Source organism: Rhodoferax ferrireducens (genome assembly GCF_003347515.1).
GTDB lineage: Bacteria > Pseudomonadota > Gammaproteobacteria > Burkholderiales > Burkholderiaceae_C > Rhodoferax.
Genome location: NZ_QEII01000262.1, coordinates 92,866 through 111,743 on the forward strand (window position 1 = coordinate 92,866; position 18,878 = coordinate 111,743).

Annotated in this window: 19 protein-coding genes; 15 read left to right on the forward strand and 4 right to left on the reverse strand. The window is 61.8% G+C overall.

Annotation, left to right across the window (positions count from 1 at the left end; all coding sequences use genetic code 11):
• Positions 1-4: 4 nt before the first annotated feature.
• The 9 genes from paaK to paaE all read left to right on the forward strand — a co-directional run bounded on the left by paaK (position 5) and on the right by paaE (position 8,426).
• The gene (gene paaK / locus C5P05_RS10140) at positions 5-1,330 is read left to right on the forward strand and encodes a phenylacetate--CoA ligase PaaK (RefSeq protein WP_114969714.1); all 1,326 of its coding nucleotides are present in this window, start codon (positions 5-7) and stop codon (positions 1,328-1,330) included.
• A gap of 107 nt (positions 1,331-1,437) precedes the next feature.
• Positions 1,438-2,643: a 3-oxoadipyl-CoA thiolase gene (gene pcaF / locus C5P05_RS10145; RefSeq protein WP_114969715.1), complete on the forward strand. Its 1,206-nt coding sequence runs from the start codon at positions 1,438-1,440 to the stop codon at positions 2,641-2,643.
• Between the two features lie 26 nt (positions 2,644-2,669).
• Positions 2,670-3,815 (forward strand): ABC transporter substrate-binding protein, encoded by a 1,146-nt coding sequence (locus tag C5P05_RS10150; RefSeq protein WP_114969716.1) that lies wholly within the window; start codon positions 2,670-2,672, stop codon positions 3,813-3,815.
• Between the two features lie 9 nt (positions 3,816-3,824).
• Positions 3,825-4,607: an enoyl-CoA hydratase/isomerase family protein gene (locus tag C5P05_RS10155; RefSeq protein ID WP_114969717.1), complete on the forward strand. Its 783-nt coding sequence runs from the start codon at positions 3,825-3,827 to the stop codon at positions 4,605-4,607.
• Positions 4,608-4,642: 35 nt separating this feature from the next.
• Positions 4,643-5,656, forward strand: a complete 1,014-nt coding sequence (gene paaA / locus C5P05_RS10160) for a 1,2-phenylacetyl-CoA epoxidase subunit PaaA (RefSeq protein WP_114969718.1) — start codon at positions 4,643-4,645, stop codon at positions 5,654-5,656.
• Positions 5,653-5,949 (forward strand): 1,2-phenylacetyl-CoA epoxidase subunit PaaB, encoded by a 297-nt coding sequence (paaB, locus tag C5P05_RS10165; RefSeq protein ID WP_114969719.1) that lies wholly within the window; start codon positions 5,653-5,655, stop codon positions 5,947-5,949. Before paaA ends, paaB begins: the two co-directional genes overlap by 4 nt.
• Positions 5,949-6,734 carry a 1,2-phenylacetyl-CoA epoxidase subunit PaaC gene (gene paaC, locus C5P05_RS10170; RefSeq protein ID WP_114969720.1) on the forward strand — a complete coding sequence of 262 codons (786 nt, stop codon included), beginning with the start codon at positions 5,949-5,951 and terminating at the stop codon, positions 6,732-6,734. The genes paaB and paaC overlap by 1 nt, the downstream gene beginning before the upstream one ends.
• Positions 6,653-7,303, forward strand: coding sequence for a 1,2-phenylacetyl-CoA epoxidase subunit PaaD (gene paaD, locus C5P05_RS10175; protein WP_420130738.1), 651 nt, complete (start codon positions 6,653-6,655; stop codon positions 7,301-7,303). The genes paaC and paaD overlap by 82 nt, the downstream gene beginning before the upstream one ends.
• 19 nt (positions 7,304-7,322) lie before the next feature.
• Positions 7,323-8,426 carry a 1,2-phenylacetyl-CoA epoxidase subunit PaaE gene (gene paaE / locus C5P05_RS10180; protein WP_114969722.1) on the forward strand — a complete coding sequence of 368 codons (1,104 nt, stop codon included), beginning with the start codon at positions 7,323-7,325 and terminating at the stop codon, positions 8,424-8,426.
• A gap of 11 nt (positions 8,427-8,437) precedes the next feature.
• Here the strand turns inward: paaE and C5P05_RS10185 are convergent, their stop codons facing one another.
• On the reverse strand, positions 8,438-9,229 hold the full coding sequence (locus C5P05_RS10185; protein ID WP_114969758.1) for an exodeoxyribonuclease III: 792 nt from the start codon (positions 9,227-9,229) through the stop codon (positions 8,438-8,440).
• 10 nt (positions 9,230-9,239) lie between these two features.
• Between C5P05_RS10185 and pyrE the strand changes: the two genes are divergently transcribed.
• Entirely contained in the window at positions 9,240-9,950 is a 711-nt protein-coding gene (gene pyrE / locus C5P05_RS10190; RefSeq protein WP_114969723.1) for an orotate phosphoribosyltransferase, read from the forward strand.
• A gap of 2 nt (positions 9,951-9,952) precedes the next feature.
• Positions 9,953-10,663, forward strand: coding sequence for a DUF4124 domain-containing protein (locus C5P05_RS10195; RefSeq protein WP_157979282.1), 711 nt, complete (start codon positions 9,953-9,955; stop codon positions 10,661-10,663).
• Positions 10,664-10,698: 35 nt separating this feature from the next.
• Here the strand turns inward: C5P05_RS10195 and gatB are convergent, their stop codons facing one another.
• From gatB to gatC, 3 genes are read right to left on the reverse strand one after another with little or no spacing between them, the layout of a single operon-like run.
• On the reverse strand, positions 10,699-12,198 hold the full coding sequence (gatB, locus tag C5P05_RS10200; protein WP_420130739.1) for an Asp-tRNA(Asn)/Glu-tRNA(Gln) amidotransferase subunit GatB: 1,500 nt from the start codon (positions 12,196-12,198) through the stop codon (positions 10,699-10,701).
• 2 nt (positions 12,199-12,200) lie between these two features.
• Positions 12,201-13,685, reverse strand: coding sequence for an Asp-tRNA(Asn)/Glu-tRNA(Gln) amidotransferase subunit GatA (gatA, locus tag C5P05_RS10205; protein WP_114969724.1), 1,485 nt, complete (start codon positions 13,683-13,685; stop codon positions 12,201-12,203).
• Positions 13,686-13,688: 3 nt separating this feature from the next.
• Positions 13,689-13,988 carry an Asp-tRNA(Asn)/Glu-tRNA(Gln) amidotransferase subunit GatC gene (gene gatC / locus C5P05_RS10210; protein WP_114969725.1) on the reverse strand — a complete coding sequence of 100 codons (300 nt, stop codon included), beginning with the start codon at positions 13,986-13,988 and terminating at the stop codon, positions 13,689-13,691.
• A gap of 203 nt (positions 13,989-14,191) precedes the next feature.
• On the opposite strand from gatC, the gene C5P05_RS10215 reads away from it, so the two are divergent.
• The 4 genes from C5P05_RS10215 (at position 14,192) to mrdA (ending at position 18,873) form a co-directional block, all read left to right on the forward strand.
• Positions 14,192-15,235, forward strand: a complete 1,044-nt coding sequence (locus tag C5P05_RS10215) for a rod shape-determining protein (protein ID WP_114969726.1) — start codon at positions 14,192-14,194, stop codon at positions 15,233-15,235.
• A gap of 15 nt (positions 15,236-15,250) precedes the next feature.
• Complete coding sequence (mreC, locus tag C5P05_RS10220) at positions 15,251-16,171, forward strand: rod shape-determining protein MreC (protein ID WP_114969727.1); 921 nt, start codon at positions 15,251-15,253, stop codon at positions 16,169-16,171.
• A complete protein-coding gene (gene mreD, locus C5P05_RS10225) occupies positions 16,168-16,698 on the forward strand; it encodes a rod shape-determining protein MreD (protein ID WP_114969728.1) in 531 nt (176 codons plus the stop codon). The genes mreC and mreD overlap by 4 nt, the downstream gene beginning before the upstream one ends.
• 174 nt (positions 16,699-16,872) lie before the next feature.
• Positions 16,873-18,873 (forward strand): penicillin-binding protein 2, encoded by a 2,001-nt coding sequence (gene mrdA, locus C5P05_RS10230; RefSeq protein ID WP_114969729.1) that lies wholly within the window; start codon positions 16,873-16,875, stop codon positions 18,871-18,873.
• Positions 18,874-18,878: the final 5 nt, after the last annotated feature.

An 18,878-nucleotide genomic window follows, 5' to 3' on the forward strand; every position in this document is an offset into this window, starting at 1 on the left:
AAACATGCCCGTCAAAAAACCCATGCCCGGTGACCTGGAGCCGATTGAGTCCGCCAGCCGTGACGAAATATCCGCCCTGCAACTGGAGCGCATGAAGTGGACGCTGAAACACGCGTACGACAACGTGCCGCACTACAAAAAGAAGTTTGATGAACAAGGCGTGCACCCCGACGACCTGAAAACCCTGGCGGACTTGGCCAAGTTTCCGTTCAGCACCAAAATCGACCTGCGCGACAACTACCCGTTTGGCCTGTTTGCCGTGCCGCGCACCCGGGTGGCACGCGTGCACGCCTCGTCCGGCACCACCGGCAAACCCATCGTCGTCGGTTACACACTCAAGGACATTGATAACTGGGCCAATCTGGTGGCACGCTCCATCCGCGCCGCCGGTGGCCGCGCCGGCGACACCTGCCACATCGCCTATGGCTACGGCTTGTTCACCGGCGGCATGGGCGCCCACTACGGCGCCGAGCGCCTCGGTTGCATGGTGATCCCCATGTCGGGCGGCCAGACCGAAAAACAGGTGCAGTTGATCCAGGACTTCCAGCCCGAGATCATCATGGTCACGCCGTCTTATTCGCTGGTGATTGCCGAGGAGTTTGAGCGCCAGGGCATCAAGCCCGAAGACATTTCCCTGAAGATCGGCATCTTCGGTGCCGAGCCCTGGGGCCACGGCATGCGCGACGAGATCGAACGCAAGCTGGGCATTGACGCCATCGACATCTATGGCCTGACGGAAGTCATGGGGCCCGGTGTGGCCTGTGAATGCATCGAGTCCAAAGACGGCCCGGTCATCTGGGAAGATCATTTCTACCCCGAGATCATCAACCCGGAGACCGGCGAAGTGGTCGCCGATGGTGAAGAAGGCGAGCTGGTTTTCACCTCGCTGTCCAAAGAAGCCATGCCGGTGATTCGTTACCGCACGCGTGACCTGACCCGTTTGCTGCCACCCACCTCGCGCAGCTTCCGGCGCATGGACCGCATCACCGGCCGCACCGACGACATGTTGATCGTGCGTGGCGTCAACGTCTTCCCGAGCGTGATTGAAGAGCAGATCCTGCGCGACAAGCGTTTGGTGGGGACTTACCAAATCCTGCTCACCCGTGACGGCCACCTTGACAACGTCGAAGTGCGTTGCGAGCTGCAGCGTGAGTTTTCCGGTCACTTGTCGCCCGTGGAAGTCCAGGCGATTGCCAAGGAGATGCAGCACCACATCAAAACCATCGCCGGCATCTCCACCAAGGTGACGGTCATGGATTTCGAATCCATCCCGCGCACCTTGACCGGCAAGGCCCGCCGGGTGATCGACGAACGGCCCAAACAAGTCTGACGGCTTGAAAGTACAAATTTTTAGTCTTTTAGTGCTCTAGCCATTGCTACATATGCGAAAGCAGCTATCTTTTTTATATCAAGCGAGCGTGTTTTTTCACGAAATCCATGACTGAAGCTTTTATCTGCGATGCCATCCGCACTCCGATCGGCCGCTACGGTGGCGCCCTGGCCAGCGTTCGCGCTGACGACCTGGGCGCCATTCCGCTCAAGGCCTTGATGGAGCGCAACCCCCAGGTCGACTGGACCCGGGTGGATGACATCATCTATGGCTGCGCCAACCAGGCCGGCGAAGACAACCGCAATGTGGCGCGCATGTCCGGCCTGCTGGCCGGCCTGCCGATTGAAGTGCCCGGCACCACGGTCAACCGCCTGTGCGGCTCGGGCATGGATGCGATCGGCCTGGCAGCCCGCTCGATCAAGGCCGGGGACACCGAGCTGATGATTGCGGGCGGGGTTGAGAGCATGTCGCGCGCACCGTTTGTGATGGGCAAGGCGGAAAGCGCTTATTCGCGCAGTGCGGCGATTTTTGACACCACCATCGGCTGGCGCTTTACCAACCCGCAGATGAAGAAGTTGTATGACACGCATTCGATGCCGCAAACGGCGGACAACGTGGCGCAAGACTTCGGCATTTCGCGCGCCGACCAGGATGTATTTGCCCTGCGCTCGCAACAGCGCTGGGCGGCCGCCCACGCGGCGGGTCGCTTCTTACCCGAAATCGTGCCCGTGCTGATTCCGCGCAAGAAGGGGGAACCGGTCATCGTCGATACCGATGAGCATCCGCGCCCGGAAACCACGTTGGAGATGCTGGCCAAGCTCAAGGGCGTGAACGGCCCCGAGCTGTCCGTGACCGCCGGCAATGCCTCGGGCGTCAATGACGGGGCCTGTGCGCTGCTGATCGCCTCTGAAGCGGCAGCACGCCAGCATGGACTCACCCCTCGTGCCCGTGTCGTGGCCATGGCGACTGCGGGCGTGGCGCCGCGCATCATGGGTTTTGGCCCGGCGCCGGCCGTGCGCAAGGTGCTGGCCAAGGCCGGTTTGACGCTGGACCAGATGGACGTCATCGAGCTGAACGAAGCGTTTGCCGCGCAGGGTCTGGCGGTGCTGCGCGACCTCGGCCTGGCCGACGATGAAGCACGGGTGAACCCGAACGGCGGCGCGATTGCCATGGGCCATCCGCTCGGCATGAGTGGCGCCCGGCTGGTCACCACCGCGAGTTATGAACTGGCACGGCGTGGCGGGCGTTATGCGCTCTGCACGATGTGTATCGGTGTTGGGCAAGGCATTGCGCTGGTTATCGAGCGCATTTAATTTTTTACAACGAAGGAGACAAAACCATGAAATTCAAATTCAAAAAACTGGCGGTCGCGGCCACTGTGCTCTTGGGCGCCATGGCAGCTTTCGCCGCCGATCCGATCAAGATCGGCTCGGTCCTGTCCGTCACCGGCCCGGCCGCCTTTCTCGGCGACCCGGAGCTAAAGACCTTGCAGATGTATGTCGATGAACTCAATAAAAACGGCGGCGTGATCGGTCGCCAGTTGCAGCTGGTGCATTACGACGATGGCAGCGATGCCAGCAAGGCCAATGGCTTTGCCAAGCGCCTGATTGAAGATGACAAGGTGGACATTCTGGTTGGCGGCACCACCACCGGCTCCACCATGTCCATGGTGCCCCTGGTGGAAAAAGCCGGCCTGCCCTTCATCTCCCTGGCCGGTGCCGTGGTGATCGTCGAGCCGGTCAAGAAATGGGTGTTCAAGACCCCCCACACCGACCGCATGGCCTCGGAAAAGGTATTCGAGGATATGAAGAAACGCGGCCTCACCAAGGTCGCCCTGCTGTCGGAGACCAGTGGTTTTGGCCAGTCCGGCAAGAAGGAAACCGAAGGCGTGGCCGCCAAATTCGGCATTACCTTGGTGGCCAACGAAACCTACGGACCGAAAGACACGGACACCAGTCCGCAGCTGACCAAAATCAAAAACACGGCTGGCGTGCAAGCCGTGTTCGTTTACGGTCTCGGCCAGGGTCCGGCCATCGTCACCAAGAACTACAAACAACTCGGCATCACCTTGCCGCTGTACCACGCCCACGGTGTGGCGTCGGAAGAGTTCATCAAGCTGGCCGGCCCGGCGGCCGAAGGGGTGCGCCTGCCGGCGGCGGCGCTGCTAATTTCCGGCAAGCTGGCGGCCAACGACCCGCAGAAAGCGGTCACCACCGCCTACGCCAAGGCCTTTTCCGAAAAATGGAAAACCGACGTTTCGACCTTCGGCGGCCATGCCTACGACGGTTTGATGCTGGCGGTGGATGCCATGAAGCGGGCCAACAGCACCGACAAGGCCAAGGTGCGCGACGCGATCGAAGCCACCAAGGGCTTCATCGGCACCGGCGGCAAGGTCAATATGTCGGCGACCGACCATCTGGGACTTGACCTCACCGCATTCAACATGCTGGAGATCAAGAACGGTGACTGGACCCTGGCCAAGTAATCGCATCACATGTTTGAGACCGTAGAAATTGAACGCAGCGGTCGGGTCGCCACGATCTGGATGAATCGTCCGGAGGTGTTTAACGCCTTCAACGAGCAACTGATCGGCGACTTGAGCGCGGCCTGTTCCGAACTCGATGCCGACCCGTCGGTGCGCGTGGTGATTCTGGGTGGGCGGGGACGGCATTTTTCCGCCGGCGCCGATCTCAACTGGATGAAGCGTGCGTCGACCTATGGCGAAGCGGAAAACCTGGTCGATTCGCGCCGCTTTGCCCGCATGCTGCGCAGACTCTCGGACATGTCCAAGCCCACCATCGCCCGGGTGCAAGGGGCCGCGCTCGGGGGCGGTACCGGCTTGGCCGCGGCCTGCGACATGGCGGTGGCGTCCGCCAATGCGGTGTTCGCCACCTCCGAGGTGAAGTTCGGGATTATTCCGGCGGTCATCAGCCCGTATGTTTTGCGCGCCATCGGACCCCGTCACGCGCTGCGTTATTTCCAGTCGGCCGAACGGATTCCGGCGGACAAAGCGCTGGCGATCGGCCTGATCAACGAAGTGACGCCCGACGATGCACTGGATGCCGGCATTGCCACCCTGGTGGAGGCCTTGATGGCGGGCGCGCCACAGGCCCAGCAGGCGGCGAAGCAGTTGATTCAGGCGATTAACGGTCGCCCCATTGACGACGCGGTCATCGAAGAAACGGCACAACGTATTGCCCGCCAGCGTGCCACGGATGAAGGGAAGGATGGCATCGCCTCCTTTCTGGATAAACGCACGCCGGCCTGGCTTCTTTAACGAGAATTTTTTCACTCCACAGGAGATAAGACAACATGTATACCCAGTCTTTTAATGTGCCGGACAGTCCCGGCCTGAAGTCGGTGCCCCTGGCGCCTTCGACAGAAAATCCAGAATGGCAGGCCCGGTTTGACGCCAAGGTCGATGCCGATGGCAAGATCGAGCCGCAGGACTGGATGCCCGAGGCCTACCGCAAAACACTGGTGCGGCAAATCAGCCAACACGCCCACAGCGAAATCGTTGGCATGTTGCCCGAAGGCAACTGGATCAGCCGCGCCCCCAGCCTCAAACGCAAGTGCATTTTGATTGCCAAGGTGCAAGACGAGGGCGGGCACGGCCTCTACTTGTACAGCGCCGCCGAGACGCTGGGCACCAGCCGCGATGAGATGCTGGAAGGGCTGCACAGCGGCCGCGCCAAATACAGCTCCATCTTCAACTACCCCACGCTCAACTGGGCCGATGTCGGTGTGGTCGGCTGGCTGGTGGACGGCGCCGCCATCATGAACCAGATTCCGCTGTGCCGCTGCAGTTATGGCCCTTATGCCCGCGCCATGATCCGCGTCTGCAAGGAAGAGTCTTTTCACCAACGCCAAGGCTACGAAGCCCTGCTGGTGATGATGAAGGGCACGGCCGAGCAAAAAGCCATGGTGCAGGACGCGGTCAACCGCTTCTGGTGGAAGTGCCTGGCCATGTTTGGTCCGCCCGACGCCGACAGTCCGCACAGCGCCCAAGCCATGCGCTGGGGCATCAAACGCATCTCCAACGATGACCTGCGCCAGAAGTTTATTGATGCCACCGTGCCACAAGCGAAGGTGCTGGGCGTGACCCTGCCCGACCCGGATCTGAAGTGGAACGAAGAACGTCAGCACTACGACTATGGGCAAATTGACTGGGACGAATTTTGGTCCACCGTGAACGGCAACGGCCCCTGTAATAAAGAGCGCTTGGCGACACGCGTCAAGGCCCACAAAGATGGCCAGTGGGTGCGCGAAGCCGCGCTGGCTTATTCCCGCAAACAGCAAACCAAAACAACGAAGGAAGCAGCATGAGCACACCCGCATTGAAAGAATGGCCCCTCTGGGAAGTTTTTGTCCGCAGCAAGCAAGGCCTGGAGCACAAGCATTGCGGCAGTTTGCACGCCGCCGATGCACAGCAGGCACTGCAGATGGCGCGTGATGTCTACACCCGTCGCCAGGAAGGCGTGAGCATCTGGGTGCTGCCCTCGGCCAGCATCACGGCCAGCGCGCCGGAGGACAAAGAGTCCATGTTCGAGCCCGCGGCCGACAAGATTTACCGTCACCCGACCTTTTATGAAATCCCTGACGAAGTGGGGCACATGTAATGGCGGCGCACACCGACTACCTGCTGCATCTGGCCGACAACGCCCTGATCCTCGGGCAGCGCAACGCCGAATGGTGTGGCCATGGCCCGATCCTGGAAGAAGATCTGGCCCTGGCCAATAACAGCCTGGACCTGATCGGTCAGGCGCGCTTGTTATACCAACATGTCGCGACCTTGCGCAACGATGGCCGCACCACCGAAGACATGCTGGCGTACTTTCGTGATGTGCCGGAATTCCGCAACTACACCTTGCTGGAATTGCCGCACAGCACGGCACTGGCACCCACCGCGGCGGGTGACCGCGACTATGCGGTGACGATTGCACGCAACTTTCTCTACAGCGCCCTGATGGTGCTGGTGTGGGATGCGCTCAAGGTCTCCAAGGATGCGCAACTGGCGGCGATTGCCGCCAAGTCACTCAAGGAAACGCAATACCACCTGCGCCACGCGCGCGATTGGCTGCTGCGTTTGGGGGACGGCACCGAGGAATCACACGCCCGGGTCCAGGCGGCCCTGGACCATTTAATGCCTTACACACAGGAATTCTGGACGCCCAGCGCGATGGAAACGGCAGCCATTGCGGCCGGCGTCGGCGTGACGACAACGAGCCTGCAAGTCGCCTGGAACGACGTCGTCAACGACACGCTGGCCCAGGCCACACTCAAGCGACCCAGCACCGACGGCCACGTCTCCACCGGCAAACAGTGCCTGCATTCCGAGCACCTGGGATTTGTGCTGGCCGAGATGCAGAGCCTGGCCCGCGTCCATCCCGAAGCGGTCTGGTAAATACCATGAACGCAGCACTCTTACCGGACGGGCCTATTGCGGCAAAGCAGCCCTCTGACCCCCATCACGCGGTGTGGACCCTGCTGGAGTCCGTGACGGATCCGGAAATTCCGGTGGTGTCGCTGCGCGAAATGGGCATTCTGCGGGCCGTGCGCGAAGGCGCCGACGGGCTGGAGGTGGTCATCACCCCGACCTACAGCGGCTGCCCGGCGATGAGCCAGATGGAAGACGACGTGGTCGCAGCGCTGGCGCAAGCCGGCGTGAGCGCCCGCGTGCTCACCCAGCTGGCACCGGCCTGGTCCACCGACTGGATGACGCCCGAGGGGCGGACCAAGCTGCGGGCCTACGGCATTGCGCCGCCGCAGGCCAGCGCGTGTGCCAACCAGGGCGGCAACGTGGTCCAGTTTGCTGCCAAAAAGGTAGCTGACTACGCACAGCCAGCGGTCATCTGCCCTCAATGTGGCTCAGAAAACACGACCGAAACCTCGCATTTTGGTTCCACGGCTTGCAAGGCGCTGTACCGCTGCCTGCAATGCATGGAACCGTTTGATTACTTCAAACCTTATTGAGCGCTTCTGCGTCCCCTCCATGTCTACACCGCCCCGTTTTCACGATCTCAAGCTTGCGCGCATCAGCCCCGAAGCCGCAGGGTCGGTCGCCCTCACACTCGCCATTCCGGAAAATCTGCGCGAGACCTTTGCCTTCCAGCCCGGCCAGTACTTGACGCTGCGCGCCAGCATCAAGGGCGCCGATGTGCGGCGCAGTTATTCCATCTGCTGCACCCGCAGCCACCTTGCGAACCAGCATGAACTGGTGGTGGGCATCCGGCCAATGGAGGGTGGTGTGTTTTCCAACTGGGCGGCGAATGAACTCAAGGTGGGGGACACGCTCGCCGTGATGCCGCCGGACGGACGTTTTGTGTCAAAGCGCCCGCGCGCCTTGCACCGCGTCGGTTTTGCCGCCGGCTCCGGCATCACGCCGATTCTGTCTCTCATGGCGAGCACGCTAGAAGAGCAGCCCGATTCCAAGTTCACCCTCATTTACGGCAACCGCAGCATGGCCCGCGTGATGTTCAATGAGTCGCTGCAGGACCTGAAAGACCGCTACCCCGATCGCCTCACGCTGATCCACATCCTCTCGCGCCAGGCGCAGGAGTCGGATTTGCTGCAAGGCCGCATCGACGGCGACAAGATTCGCGCCCTCATCGACGCTTTGCTGCCGGTGGGCAGCATGGACGAAGTGTTCATCTGCGGCCCCGAAGTCATGATCGAAGCCACCGAGACGGCGCTGCTGGCCGCCGGTGTGCCCGCCAACCGCGTGCACACGGAACGGTTCACCTCGCCGACGCTGGAAGAACTCACACCGGCCGACCGCCAGGCCGCCCTGGCCAGCCACAAGCTGCCGATCATTGGCAAGGTCGCCTTGACGGTGGTACTGGACGGCAAACCACACGAACTGCAGATGGGTTCTGAGCAAAAGGTGCTGGACGTGGCGCTCGCCGCCGGTCTGGACCTGCCTTTTTCATGCAAGGGCGGCGTCTGCTGCACCTGTCGCGCCAAGGTATTGGAAGGCAGTGTGCACATGGACAAAAATTTCGGGCTGGAAACCTGGGAAACAGAAAAAGGCTTTGTGCTGTCCTGCCAAGCCCGCCCGACCAGCGAACGACTGGTGGTGAGTTACGACGAGCGCTGATCAGCGCGCAATCAAAGCGTCCAATCGTAGTCAATCGTGATCGGGGCGTGGTCCGAAAACTTTTCGTCTTTGTAGATGGTGTGCGCCTGCGCCAGAGCCGCCAGGGCCGGCGTCGCCAGGTGGTAGTCCAGCCGCCAGCCCACGTTCTTGGCGTAGGCCTGGCCGCGGTTGCTCCACCAGGTGTAGGCTTCATCGGTGGCGGTCGGCTGCAGCCGCCGGTACACGTCCACCAGCCCCGCTTCGCTCAGCAGCTTGGTCATCCAGGCGCGCTCGTCGGGCAAAAAGCCGGAGTTCTTGCGGTTGCCCTTCCAGTTTTTCAGGTCAATTTCTTGATGCGCGATGTTCACGTCACCACACAAAATAAATTCTCGCTCGGACTTGATCCGGTGCAGATGCGGATAAAACTCCTCCAGAAAGCGGTATTTGGCCAACTGCCGCTCCTCGCCCGACGAGCCGCTGGGAAAATAACAGCTGATGATGGAGTGTTTGGCGCTGGGCGTGTCGAAGCGCAGCTCCACACAACGGCCCTCGGCGTCAAACTCGCCTGAGCCGTGGCCGACCAGCACATCGCTGGGTTCATGGCGGGTGTAGATGCCCACGCCGGAATAGCCTTTTTTCTGGGCGAAGTGAAAATGGCCCTTGAGTCCGGCCAGTTCCTCAAAGCGGCCCTGCACATCGGCGGCCTGCGCTTTGACTTCCTGCACACAAATACAATCAGGCTTGGTCTTAGCCAGCCAGGCCTCCAGGCCTTTGGTGGTGGCGGAGCGGATGCCGTTGAGGTTGAGGCTGGTCAATTTAAACAAGGAATTTCCCATGTCAGAGAGTGTTGGAACAAGAACTGGACAAAACCCGCCGCAGGATACCCTGGCGCAGGATTTTGTGCAGTTTGCGGTGGATTGTGGCGTGCTGCGTTTCGGTGAATTCAAAACCAAGGCGGGCCGCATCAGCCCCTACTTCTTCAACGCCGGCCTGTTTGACGATGGCGCCAAGCTGGGGCGGCTGGCGCAATTTTATGCGCAGCGCCTGCTGGCCAGCGGCATTGAATTCGACATGATCTTCGGCCCCGCCTACAAGGGCATTCCACTGGGCGCGGCGCTGGCGGTGGAGCTGGCACGCCTGGGACGCAACGTGCCTTTTGCCTACAACCGCAAGGAAGCCAAGGACCACGGCGAGGGCGGCACCCTGGTGGGCGCGCCCTTGAAAGGGCGGGTGCTGATCGTGGACGACGTGATGTCGGCGGGTACGGCAGCCCGTGAATCGATTGCCATCATCCGCGCCGCCGGGGCGACGCCCCACGCGGTGGTCATCGCCTTGGACCGGCAGGAAAAAGCGGTTGAAAACGGCGCCGATGTGCCGCACAGCGCGGTGCAGTTCGTACAAAAGCAGCTGGGTCTGCAGGTTTGCGCGATTGCGAAGCTGGCTGATTTGATGCAGTATCTGGCAGCGCACAGCGCCGGCGGATTGGCCGCCGACCATCAACGCGTGCTGGCTTACCGCCAGCGTTATGGCGTCGAAGAAAGTTAAACATGTTGAGCTGGACGAGGTTTGCGGGGTCCGCGGGGAAGCAGCTCATCACGGGCGCGGCCACAGCCTTGTTGCTGGTGAGCCTGTCAGGTGTGACCTCGACGCAGGCGCAACCGAAAGCGACGCAGGACATCTACACCTGCGTGGACGCCCGCGGCCGCAAACTGACCTCGGACCGGCCCATTCCCGAGTGCAGCGACCGCGAACAAAGGATGCTCAACGCCAGCGGCACGGTGAAAGCCAGGGTGGCGCCCACGCCGACCGCTGCGGAACGCATTGAGCTTGAGGCCAAGGTCAAAGCGGAACAGGAAGAACGGGCTCGCCTGATTGAAGAAAAACGGCGCGACCGGGCGCTGCTGATCCGCTACCCCAACCAGGCCGTGCATGACAAGGAACGCGTCCAGGCACTGGCCCAGATCGAGGTCGTACGACAGGCGGCGGCCAAGCGGGTTGATGAGTTGCACGCTCAGCGCACCGTCATCAACCAGGAGATGGAGTTTTACCGGAAAGACCCGGGCAAAGCCCCGCCCTCGGTGCGCCGCCAGGTCGATGAGGTGACCCAAAGCCTGGCCGTGCAGGGCCGCTTTATTGCCGATCAGGACGGCGAACTCAAACGCGTCAACGCCCGCTTTGACGAAGAACAGGTGCGCCTGAAGGCGCTCTGGGCGATGCAGTCCGGCGTGCCCGCCACGGAGGCGGGCAGAACCCGTTGACCCCGCGAAGCGGGCGCAAGCAAGTACCTGCTGGTTTAGTCCAGCTTCTTGCGCAGCAGGTCGTTGACTTGCTGCGGATTGGCCTTGCCCTTGCTGCCCTTCATGATCTGGCCAACCAAGGCGTTGAGCGCCTTGCCATTGCCCGCCTTGTATTCCTCGACGTTTTTTGGATTGGCGGCAAGAACATCATCGACGATTTTTTCCAGTTCGCCGGTGTCATTCATTTGCTTGAGGCCTTTGGCGTCAATCAGGGCATCAACATCCTCGCCCTCGCCGTTCCAGATCGCATCAAACACTTGCTTGGCGGCGTTGTTGGAAATCGTGCCCGCATTGATGCTTAGGATGAGATCGGCCAGTTGCACAGGCTTCACCGGGCTTTGCTCGATCGTGATGTCCTGAGCATTCAGTCGCCGTGACAGTTCACCCATAATCCAGTTCGCAGCCAGCTTGGGTGATACAGGCACGGCCCTAGCGTAAATGACGGATTGAAAGTAAATCATGACGGCTTTACTTTGCGTCAATGCCGATGCGTCGTACTCTGTCAATCCGAACTCGCGCACATAGCGCTCCGCAACCTTGCGAGGCAAGTCATCCATGCCTAGTCGAACTTTCGCAATCCAGTCCTCACCAATCACCAGCGGCGGCAAATCCGGGTCCGGGAAATAGCGGTAATCGGCCGCGTCTTCCTTGGTCCGCATGGCCCGGGTTTCGCCGGTATCGGGGTTGAACAGCACGGTGGCTTGCTGGATGGCGTGACCGTCCTCAAGCTGCTCGATCTGCCAGCGCACTTCATAGTCGATGGCTTGCTGCATGAACTTGAAGCTGTTCAGGTTCTTGATCTCGCGGCGCGTGCCAAAGGGCTGGCCGGGCTTGCGCACCGACACGTTGGCGTCACAGCGGAAGCTGCCTTCCTGCATGTTGCCGTCGCAAATGCCGATCCAGGTCACGATCTTGTGCAGCTCCTTGGCGTAGGCCACGGCCTCGGCGCTGGAGCGCATATCGGGCTCGGTCACGATCTCCAGCAAAGGCGTGCCGGCGCGGTTCAGGTCGATGCCGGTCTGGCCGACAAAGTCTTCGTGCAGCGACTTGCCGGCGTCTTCTTCCAGGTGCGCTCGCACCAGGCGCACCGCCATCTTGTTTTCACCCAGAAAGAAGACGATCTCGCCGCCCTGCACCACCGGAATCTCAAACTGGCTGATCTGGTAGCCCTTGGGCAAATCGGGGTAGAAGTAATTCTTGCGGGCAAAAACGCTGCGCGGGGCGATGTGGGAGCCGACGGCCAGACCGAACTCGATGGCCCGCTCCACGGCGCCCTTGTTCATCACCGGCAAAGTGCCGGGCAGGGCCAAATCGACCGCGCAGGCTTGCGTGTTGGGCTCGGCGCCAAACGCGATGGGCGCCCGGCTGAAGATTTTGGATTGGGTGGAGAGCTGGGCATGGGTCTCGAAGCCGATCACGACTTCGTAACCCATCACCAGCGGCGACGGGATGACCGCACGCGAGGGCGACGGCGCTGTTTCAACAAATGCGTTCATGTTCAGAATCCTTCGGGCTTGGCGGCGTGCCAGTCAGTGGCTTGCTGGAAGCGATGCGCGACGTTCAGCAGCCTGGCCTCCTGCAAGTAGTTGCCGATCAGCTGCATGCCCACCGGCATATGGCCCGCGCCAAAACCCACCGGAATACTCATGCCGGGCAAACCGGCCAGCGAACCCGGCAAGGTAAAGATGTCGGCCAGGTAGTCGGCCAGCGGATCATTGCCGTGCCCGCCCAGCTTCCAGGCCACGGTGGGCGCCACCGGCCCGGCGATCACGTCGCACACCTTGAAGGCCTGCTGGAAGTCATCGGCAATCATGCGACGGATTTTTTGCGCCTGCAGGTAATAGGCGTCGTAATAACCGTGCGACAGCACGTAGGCGCCAATCATGATGCGGCGCTTGACCTCGTCGCCAAAACCTTCGGCGCGGGTCTTTTTGTACATGTCGATCAGGTCAACGTATTTCTCCGCGCGGTGACCGAACTTGACGCCATCAAAGCGGCTCAAGTTGCTGGAGGCTTCGGCCGGGGCGATGAGGTAATACACCGGAATGGACAGCTCGGTGCGCGGCAGTGAAATCGGCACCAGCTTTGCGCCCAATTTTTCATATTGCTTCAGCGCCGCGTCCACGGCGCTGTGCACGTCGGCGGACAGGCCTTCGCCGAAAAACTCAGCCGGCACGCCGATGCGCAAACCGTCAAGGGACGCGTTGAGTGACAGACTGAAGTCTTCCGCCGGCACGTCCAGCGAGGTGGAATCCCGGTCCGGGTCGGGTCCGCACATGGCGGACAGCAGCAGCGCGCAGTCTTCGGCCGTGCGCGCCAACGGCCCAGCCTGGTCGAGGCTGGACGCAAACGCCACCATGCCGTAGCGCGAGGCGCGCCCATACGTGGGCTTGATGCCGGTGATGCCGCAAAACGAGGCCGGCTGGCGAATCGAGCCGCCGGTATCGGTGCCGGTGGCCGCAGGCACCAGACGGGCCGCGACCGCCGCCGCGCTGCCGCCCGAGGATCCGCCCGGTGTGCGTGTAACGTCCCACGGATTTTTGACCGGGCCAAAAGCGGAATTCTCGTTGGCAGAGCCCATGGCAAACTCATCGCAATTGAGCTTGCCCAAGGTCACCACACCCTGCTCGGCCAGCTTGGCCACCACCGTGGCATCAAAAGGGGAGCGATAACCGGCCAGCATTTTGGAACCCGCCGTGGTCACGAAATCGCGGGTGACAAAAATATCCTTGTGCGCCAGGGGCACGCCCAACAGGCTGGGCACAGCCGTGGTCGGGCCGGCAGCCAAAGCCACATCCGCTGCGCGTGCCTGCGCCAGCGTCACTTCTTCGTTCATATCGAGAAAAGCGCCCAGGGACGTATGCGCCTTGGCGCGCGCCAGAAAGTGCTGGGCGGCCTCGACGGCGGAGACTTTGCGCTCGCGCAACTGGGTGGCCAGCTGGGCCACGGTGAGGTCATGCAGAACAGTGGTGTCGTTTTTCATTGTTTATTCAATCACCTTGGGGACCAGAAACAGGCCGTGCTCAAGCGCCGGGGCGTTGCGCTGGTTGGCTTCTCGGTTATTGGGCTCCAGTGCCCGATCCTCGCGCAGGCGCAAGGTGATGTCCTGGATTGTGGCCATGGGGTGTGCCAGGGGTTCGATACCGATGGTGTCCACCGCGCGAATTTTTTCAACGATTTCAAAAAAACCATTGATTTGCGCCAGCATGCGCTCGCTCTCGTCCGGTTGGAGCTCCAGACGGGCAAGATTGGCAATGCGGGCGATGTCAGCAGAAGTCAGGGACATAACGTATTTTCATTAGAAACTGCTTGTAAAACACCTCCGCAGAGGCATTTCCAGCCAAGTTATACACAGGGGATAAGGTATTATCCTGCCTTTGGCATCGGGCCCGCGCCACCGCAGGTTTTTGCCAGACAAATACGAAATTGAACCAGTCAAACCATGGTGGTGGCGCGCCGAAGTGCACGCCATGCCCGAGAGGATTTTAAATGTTTGGAGCTTTCCGTCAGTACTTCTCCACTGACTTGGCGATTGATCTTGGCACTGCCAACACCCTGATTTACGTACGCGACAAAGGTATCGTGCTGGACGAACCTTCCGTTGTTGCCATTCGCCACGAAGGCGGCCCGCAAGGCAAAAAGACCATCCAGGCTGTCGGCAAGGAAGCCAAGGCCATGCTGGGCAAGGTTCCCGGCAATATCGAAGCCATTCGCCCCATGAAAGACGGCGTGATCGCCGATTTCACCGTCACTGAGCAGATGCTCAAGCAATTCATCAAGATGGTGCACCCGCGCTCCATCTTTCGCCCGAGCCCGCGCATCATCATCTGCGTGCCTTGCGGTTCCACCCAGGTCGAACGCCGCGCCATTCGCGAATCGGCGCTGGGTGCCGGCGCCAGCGATGTTTACCTGATTGAAGAGCCGATGGCGGCCGCCATCGGCGCCGGCCTGCCCGTCAGCGAAGCCAGTGGCTCCATGGTGGTGGACATTGGCGGCGGCACCACCGAGGTCGGCGTGATCTCGCTGGGCGGCATGGTCTACAAGGGCAGTGTGCGCGTCGGTGGCGACCGCTTCGACGACGCCATCATCAACTACATCCGCCGCAACTACGGCATGCTGATTGGCGAGCCCACGGCGGAAGCGATCAAGAAAAAAATTGGCTCGGCCTTTCCCGGCAGTGAAGTGCGCGAGATGGAAGTCCGTGGCCGCAACCTGTCGGAAGGTGTGCCGCGCAGCTTCACCATCTCCAGCAACGAAATTCTGGAGGCTCTGACCGACCCGATCAACAACATCGTGTCGGCGGTGAAAAATGCGCTGGAGCAAACCCCGCCCGAGTTGGGCGCCGACATTGCCGACCGCGGCATGATGCTCACCGGCGGTGGCGCGCTTTTGCGTGACCTGGACCGCCTGCTGGCGGAAGAAACCGGCCTGCCGGTGCTGGTGGCGGAAGATCCCCTGACTTGTGTGGTACGGGGTTGCGGCATGGCGCTGGAGCGGATGGACCGTCTGGGTTCCATTTTCACCAGCGAATAATTTTTAGGTGCAGCGATGCCACTTGGTACGCTGGACGGTACTCCACCCCCCTTCTTCAGACAGGGCCCTTCGGCCCGGTCAAAACTGATCTTCTTCAGCGTGCTGGCGCTGTTCCTGATGGTGGCCGACGCGCGCTTCGAGATCGCGAAGCCCTTGCGTGTCGCGGTGGCCACCGTGCTGTACCCGGTGCAGTGGGTGGCCCTGCAACCTGTGGCGTGGGCCCAGGGCGGTCAAAAATATTTTGAATCGCTCAAGACCTCCCAGGCCAACGAAGCAGCCGCGCTGGACAAGATGAACCGGCAATCCCAGCGCGCCAACCAGGTCGACCAGCTGGCACTGGAAAATGCACGGCTGCGCCAGCTACTGGGCCTGCGCGAGCGCGTGACCACCCCGTCACAGGCGGCGCAGGTGCTGTATGACGCCGCCGACCCCTACACCCGCAAAGTCATCATCGACCGTGGCTTGGTCGCGGGCGTGACGGCCGGCTCGCCCGTGCTGGACGAAGCCGGCGTGTTGGGCCAGGTCACACGGGTCTACCCCCTGGTCAGCGAAGTGACGCTGGTGACCGACCGGGACCAGGCAATTCCCGTGCTCAATACACGCACCGGCGCGCGCGGCGTGGCCTTTGGCGACCCGTCCTTGCGCTCCAGTACGCTGGAGCTGCGTTTCATGGCCGCCAACGCGGATGTGCAAGCCGGTGACCTGCTGACCACCAGTGGCGTGGACGGCGTCTACCCGCCAGGCCTGCCGGTGGCCCGGGTGGAGAAGGTCGAACGCCGGGTGGATTCAGCCTTTGCCCGGATCACTTGCGCCCCGCTGGCCCTGGTTTCCGGGGTGATGCACGTGATGGTGCTGCAGCCGCTCACCACCCAGGTCACACCGCGTCCCGCAGCGGAACCCGTTCCCGGGCCGGCCAAGAAGGGAGCCCGAAAATGATCATGCGACCGGGGCATCAGCTGCTGCTGCCCGCCAATCCGTTCTTCATTTGGGGCAGCCTGCTGGCAGCGCTGACCCTGAACATGGTGCAGAACATGGGCCTCTGGGGTCGTGCCGCCTGGACCCCCGATATTTTGGCCCTGCTCCTGGTGTTCTGGAGCATTCATCAACCTCAGCGGGTGGGGATTGGTGTCGCCTTTGTTTTTGGCATATTCGTGGATGTGCATCAGGGCGCGATGCTGGGACAACATGCCATGGCCTACACCGTGCTGAGTTTTCTGGCCATTGCCATTCACCGCCGCCTGCTCTGGTTCCCGGTGCCCTCACAGGCCTTTCAGGTGCTGCCCCTGTTTGTCGCCTCCCACGCGATCGAGTTGACCGTTCGCATGCTGGCGGGCGGTGCTTTTCCCGGTCTGTGGATGCTGCTGGCACCGCTCCTTGAATCGCTGCTGTGGCCTGTCGTCAGCGTCATTTTGCTGCTGCCGCAACGAAGGACGCCCAACCCCGATGCGCATCGGCCGCTGTAGTCACATGGCCCCCACGCTTGTCACTTCGTGTACTGCGCGAGGCCTTGCAGGCCGCGGCTCGGGAGACGCTTCGCCTCTGTCGCCTGTCCAAACCTGCTCAAGCAGGTTTGGAGCCGCAGGCTCCAGCCCCTCGGGGGCTTCATTTCCCCGGGGCGGCCCGGCGCGGCGGCGGCCATGACGGAACTTCGCGACGTCGAAGCCGACCTGTCGCGCTTTCGGACACGGGTGCTGGTGGCCAGCATCGTGATTGTGTTGGCTTTTGTGCTGTTGGCCTCCCGGTTGGCGTACCTGCAAATCGTGCGCCACGACGACTTGCTGGAGCAGGCAGAAAACAACCGCACGGCGATTGTGCCGGTGGTACCGAATCGCGGGCTCATCCTGGACCGCAACGGCATTGAACTGGCGTCCAACTATTCGGCCTACACCCTGGAGGTCACGCCGGCCAAGGTCGCCAATCTGGAGCAGACGATTGATGCGCTGTCCCAGGTGTTGGACATCACAGCGCGGGACCGGCGCCGTTTCAAGAAGCTACAGGACGAATCCAAGAGCTTCGAATCGCTGCCGCTGCGCACCCGCCTGAGTGACGAAGAGGTGGCCAAATTTGCGGCGCAACGCTACCGCTTCCCCGGCGTCGACATCAAGGCCCGGCTGTTTCGCAACTATCCGTATGGGGAACTGGCCAGCCACGTGATCGGCTACATCGGGCGCATCAATCAGGCGGAAAAAGAGAAGATTGACGACTCCGAGGACCAGGCCAACTACCGCGGCACCGACTACATCGGAAAACTGGGCATCGAGCAGAGTTTTGAGGCCCAGCTGCACGGCGGCACCGGGGTGGACTCGATGGAAACCTCGGCCGGCGGACGCGCCATGCGCCGGCTGGCCAGCAGTCCCGCCGTGCCGGGCAACACCGTCCAGCTGTCCATCGACATCAAGCTGCAACATCTGGTGGAGGAGTTGTTTGGCGAGCGCCGTGGGGCGCTGGTGGCGCTCGACCCCAAGACCGGCGAAATACTGGCGTTTGTGAGCAAGCCCACCTTCGACCCCAACCTGTTTGTGGAAGGCATTGACAGCGAGAGCTGGCAAGCGCTGAACGAATCACCCGACAAGCCGCTGCTGAACCGGGCGCTGCGCGGCACCTACCCGCCCGGCTCCACCTACAAGCCCTTCATGGCACTGGCAGCCCTGGAAACCGGCGCACGCACGCCCGAACAGTCCATTCTCGACCCCGGTTTTTTCATGCTCGGCGGCCACCGTTTTCGCGATGACAAGGAAGGCGGACACGGCATGGTCAATATGTACACGTCCATCGTGCAGTCCTGCGACACCTACTACTACATGCTGGCCAATGACATGGGGGTCGACACCATCCATGACCAGCTGCAGCGCTTCGGCTTCGGCGAGCTGACCGGCATCGACATTCACGGCGAAGTGCGCGGCCTGCTGCCCTCGACCGACTGGAAACGCCGGGCCTACCGGCGCGCCGACCAACAAAAATGGTATGCCGGCGAAACCATCTCGCTGGGCATCGGGCAGGGCTACAACAACTTCACCATGCTGCAACTGGCCTCGGCCACCGCCACCCTCGCCAACAACGGCGTGAAGATGAAACCCCATCTGGTCCGGCAAGTGGTGGACGTCCTGACGCATGCGCCCACCACCACAACCCATGAATCGGTCGGCGAGGTGATCGCCAAACCGGCCAACATTGCCATCATCAAGAAGGCCATGGTGGGCGTCAATATCGAGGGCACCTCCGCCGCCAGCTTCAAGGGCTCCACCTACACCAGTGCCGGCAAGACCGGTACGGCCCAGGTGGTGCAGATCAAGCAAAACGAAAAATACGTGGCCTCCAAGATGGAGGAGCGCTTTCGCGACCATGCGCTGTTCACCGCGTTTGCGCCGGCGGAAGACCCCAAAATCGCCATGGCCATCATCGTGGAAAACGCCGGCTTCGGTGGCCAGAGTGCGGCACCCATTGCCCGCCGGGTGATTGACTATTGGCTGCAAAACCAATACCCGAGCAGCGATGACATCAAGGCCGTGCAAAAGTCCCAGGCCACAGCCCCGATTGGCAAGCCCCGCACCCTGACTGAGATGCCCTGGCCGCCAGGCGCAGCCGCCGCGGCCAGCGCACCGGAAAAAGCCGCCAGTGCCACGCCCCGCCGCCGCTGAGAGCC

Coding starts and splice junctions, on each gene's coding strand:
- paaK (WP_114969714.1), top strand. CDS start 5: ATGCCCGTCAAAAAACCCATGCCCGGTGACCTGGAGCCGATTGAGTCC.
- pcaF (WP_114969715.1), top strand. CDS start 1,438: ATGACTGAAGCTTTTATCTGCGATGCCATCCGCACTCCGATCGGCCGC.
- C5P05_RS10150 (WP_114969716.1), top strand. CDS start 2,670: ATGAAATTCAAATTCAAAAAACTGGCGGTCGCGGCCACTGTGCTCTTG.
- C5P05_RS10155 (WP_114969717.1), top strand. CDS start 3,825: ATGTTTGAGACCGTAGAAATTGAACGCAGCGGTCGGGTCGCCACGATC.
- paaA (WP_114969718.1), top strand. CDS start 4,643: ATGTATACCCAGTCTTTTAATGTGCCGGACAGTCCCGGCCTGAAGTCG.
- paaB (WP_114969719.1), top strand. CDS start 5,653: ATGAGCACACCCGCATTGAAAGAATGGCCCCTCTGGGAAGTTTTTGTC.
- paaC (WP_114969720.1), top strand. CDS start 5,949: ATGGCGGCGCACACCGACTACCTGCTGCATCTGGCCGACAACGCCCTG.
- paaE (WP_114969722.1), top strand. CDS start 7,323: ATGTCTACACCGCCCCGTTTTCACGATCTCAAGCTTGCGCGCATCAGC.
- pyrE (WP_114969723.1), top strand. CDS start 9,240: ATGTCAGAGAGTGTTGGAACAAGAACTGGACAAAACCCGCCGCAGGAT.
- C5P05_RS10195 (WP_157979282.1), top strand. CDS start 9,953: ATGTTGAGCTGGACGAGGTTTGCGGGGTCCGCGGGGAAGCAGCTCATC.
- gatB (WP_420130739.1), bottom strand. CDS start 12,198: ATGAACGCATTTGTTGAAACAGCGCCGTCGCCCTCGCGTGCGGTCATC.
- gatA (WP_114969724.1), bottom strand. CDS start 13,685: ATGAAAAACGACACCACTGTTCTGCATGACCTCACCGTGGCCCAGCTG.
- gatC (WP_114969725.1), bottom strand. CDS start 13,988: ATGTCCCTGACTTCTGCTGACATCGCCCGCATTGCCAATCTTGCCCGT.
- C5P05_RS10215 (WP_114969726.1), top strand. CDS start 14,192: ATGTTTGGAGCTTTCCGTCAGTACTTCTCCACTGACTTGGCGATTGAT.
- mreC (WP_114969727.1), top strand. CDS start 15,251: ATGCCACTTGGTACGCTGGACGGTACTCCACCCCCCTTCTTCAGACAG.
- mreD (WP_114969728.1), top strand. CDS start 16,168: ATGATCATGCGACCGGGGCATCAGCTGCTGCTGCCCGCCAATCCGTTC.
- mrdA (WP_114969729.1), top strand. CDS start 16,873: ATGACGGAACTTCGCGACGTCGAAGCCGACCTGTCGCGCTTTCGGACA.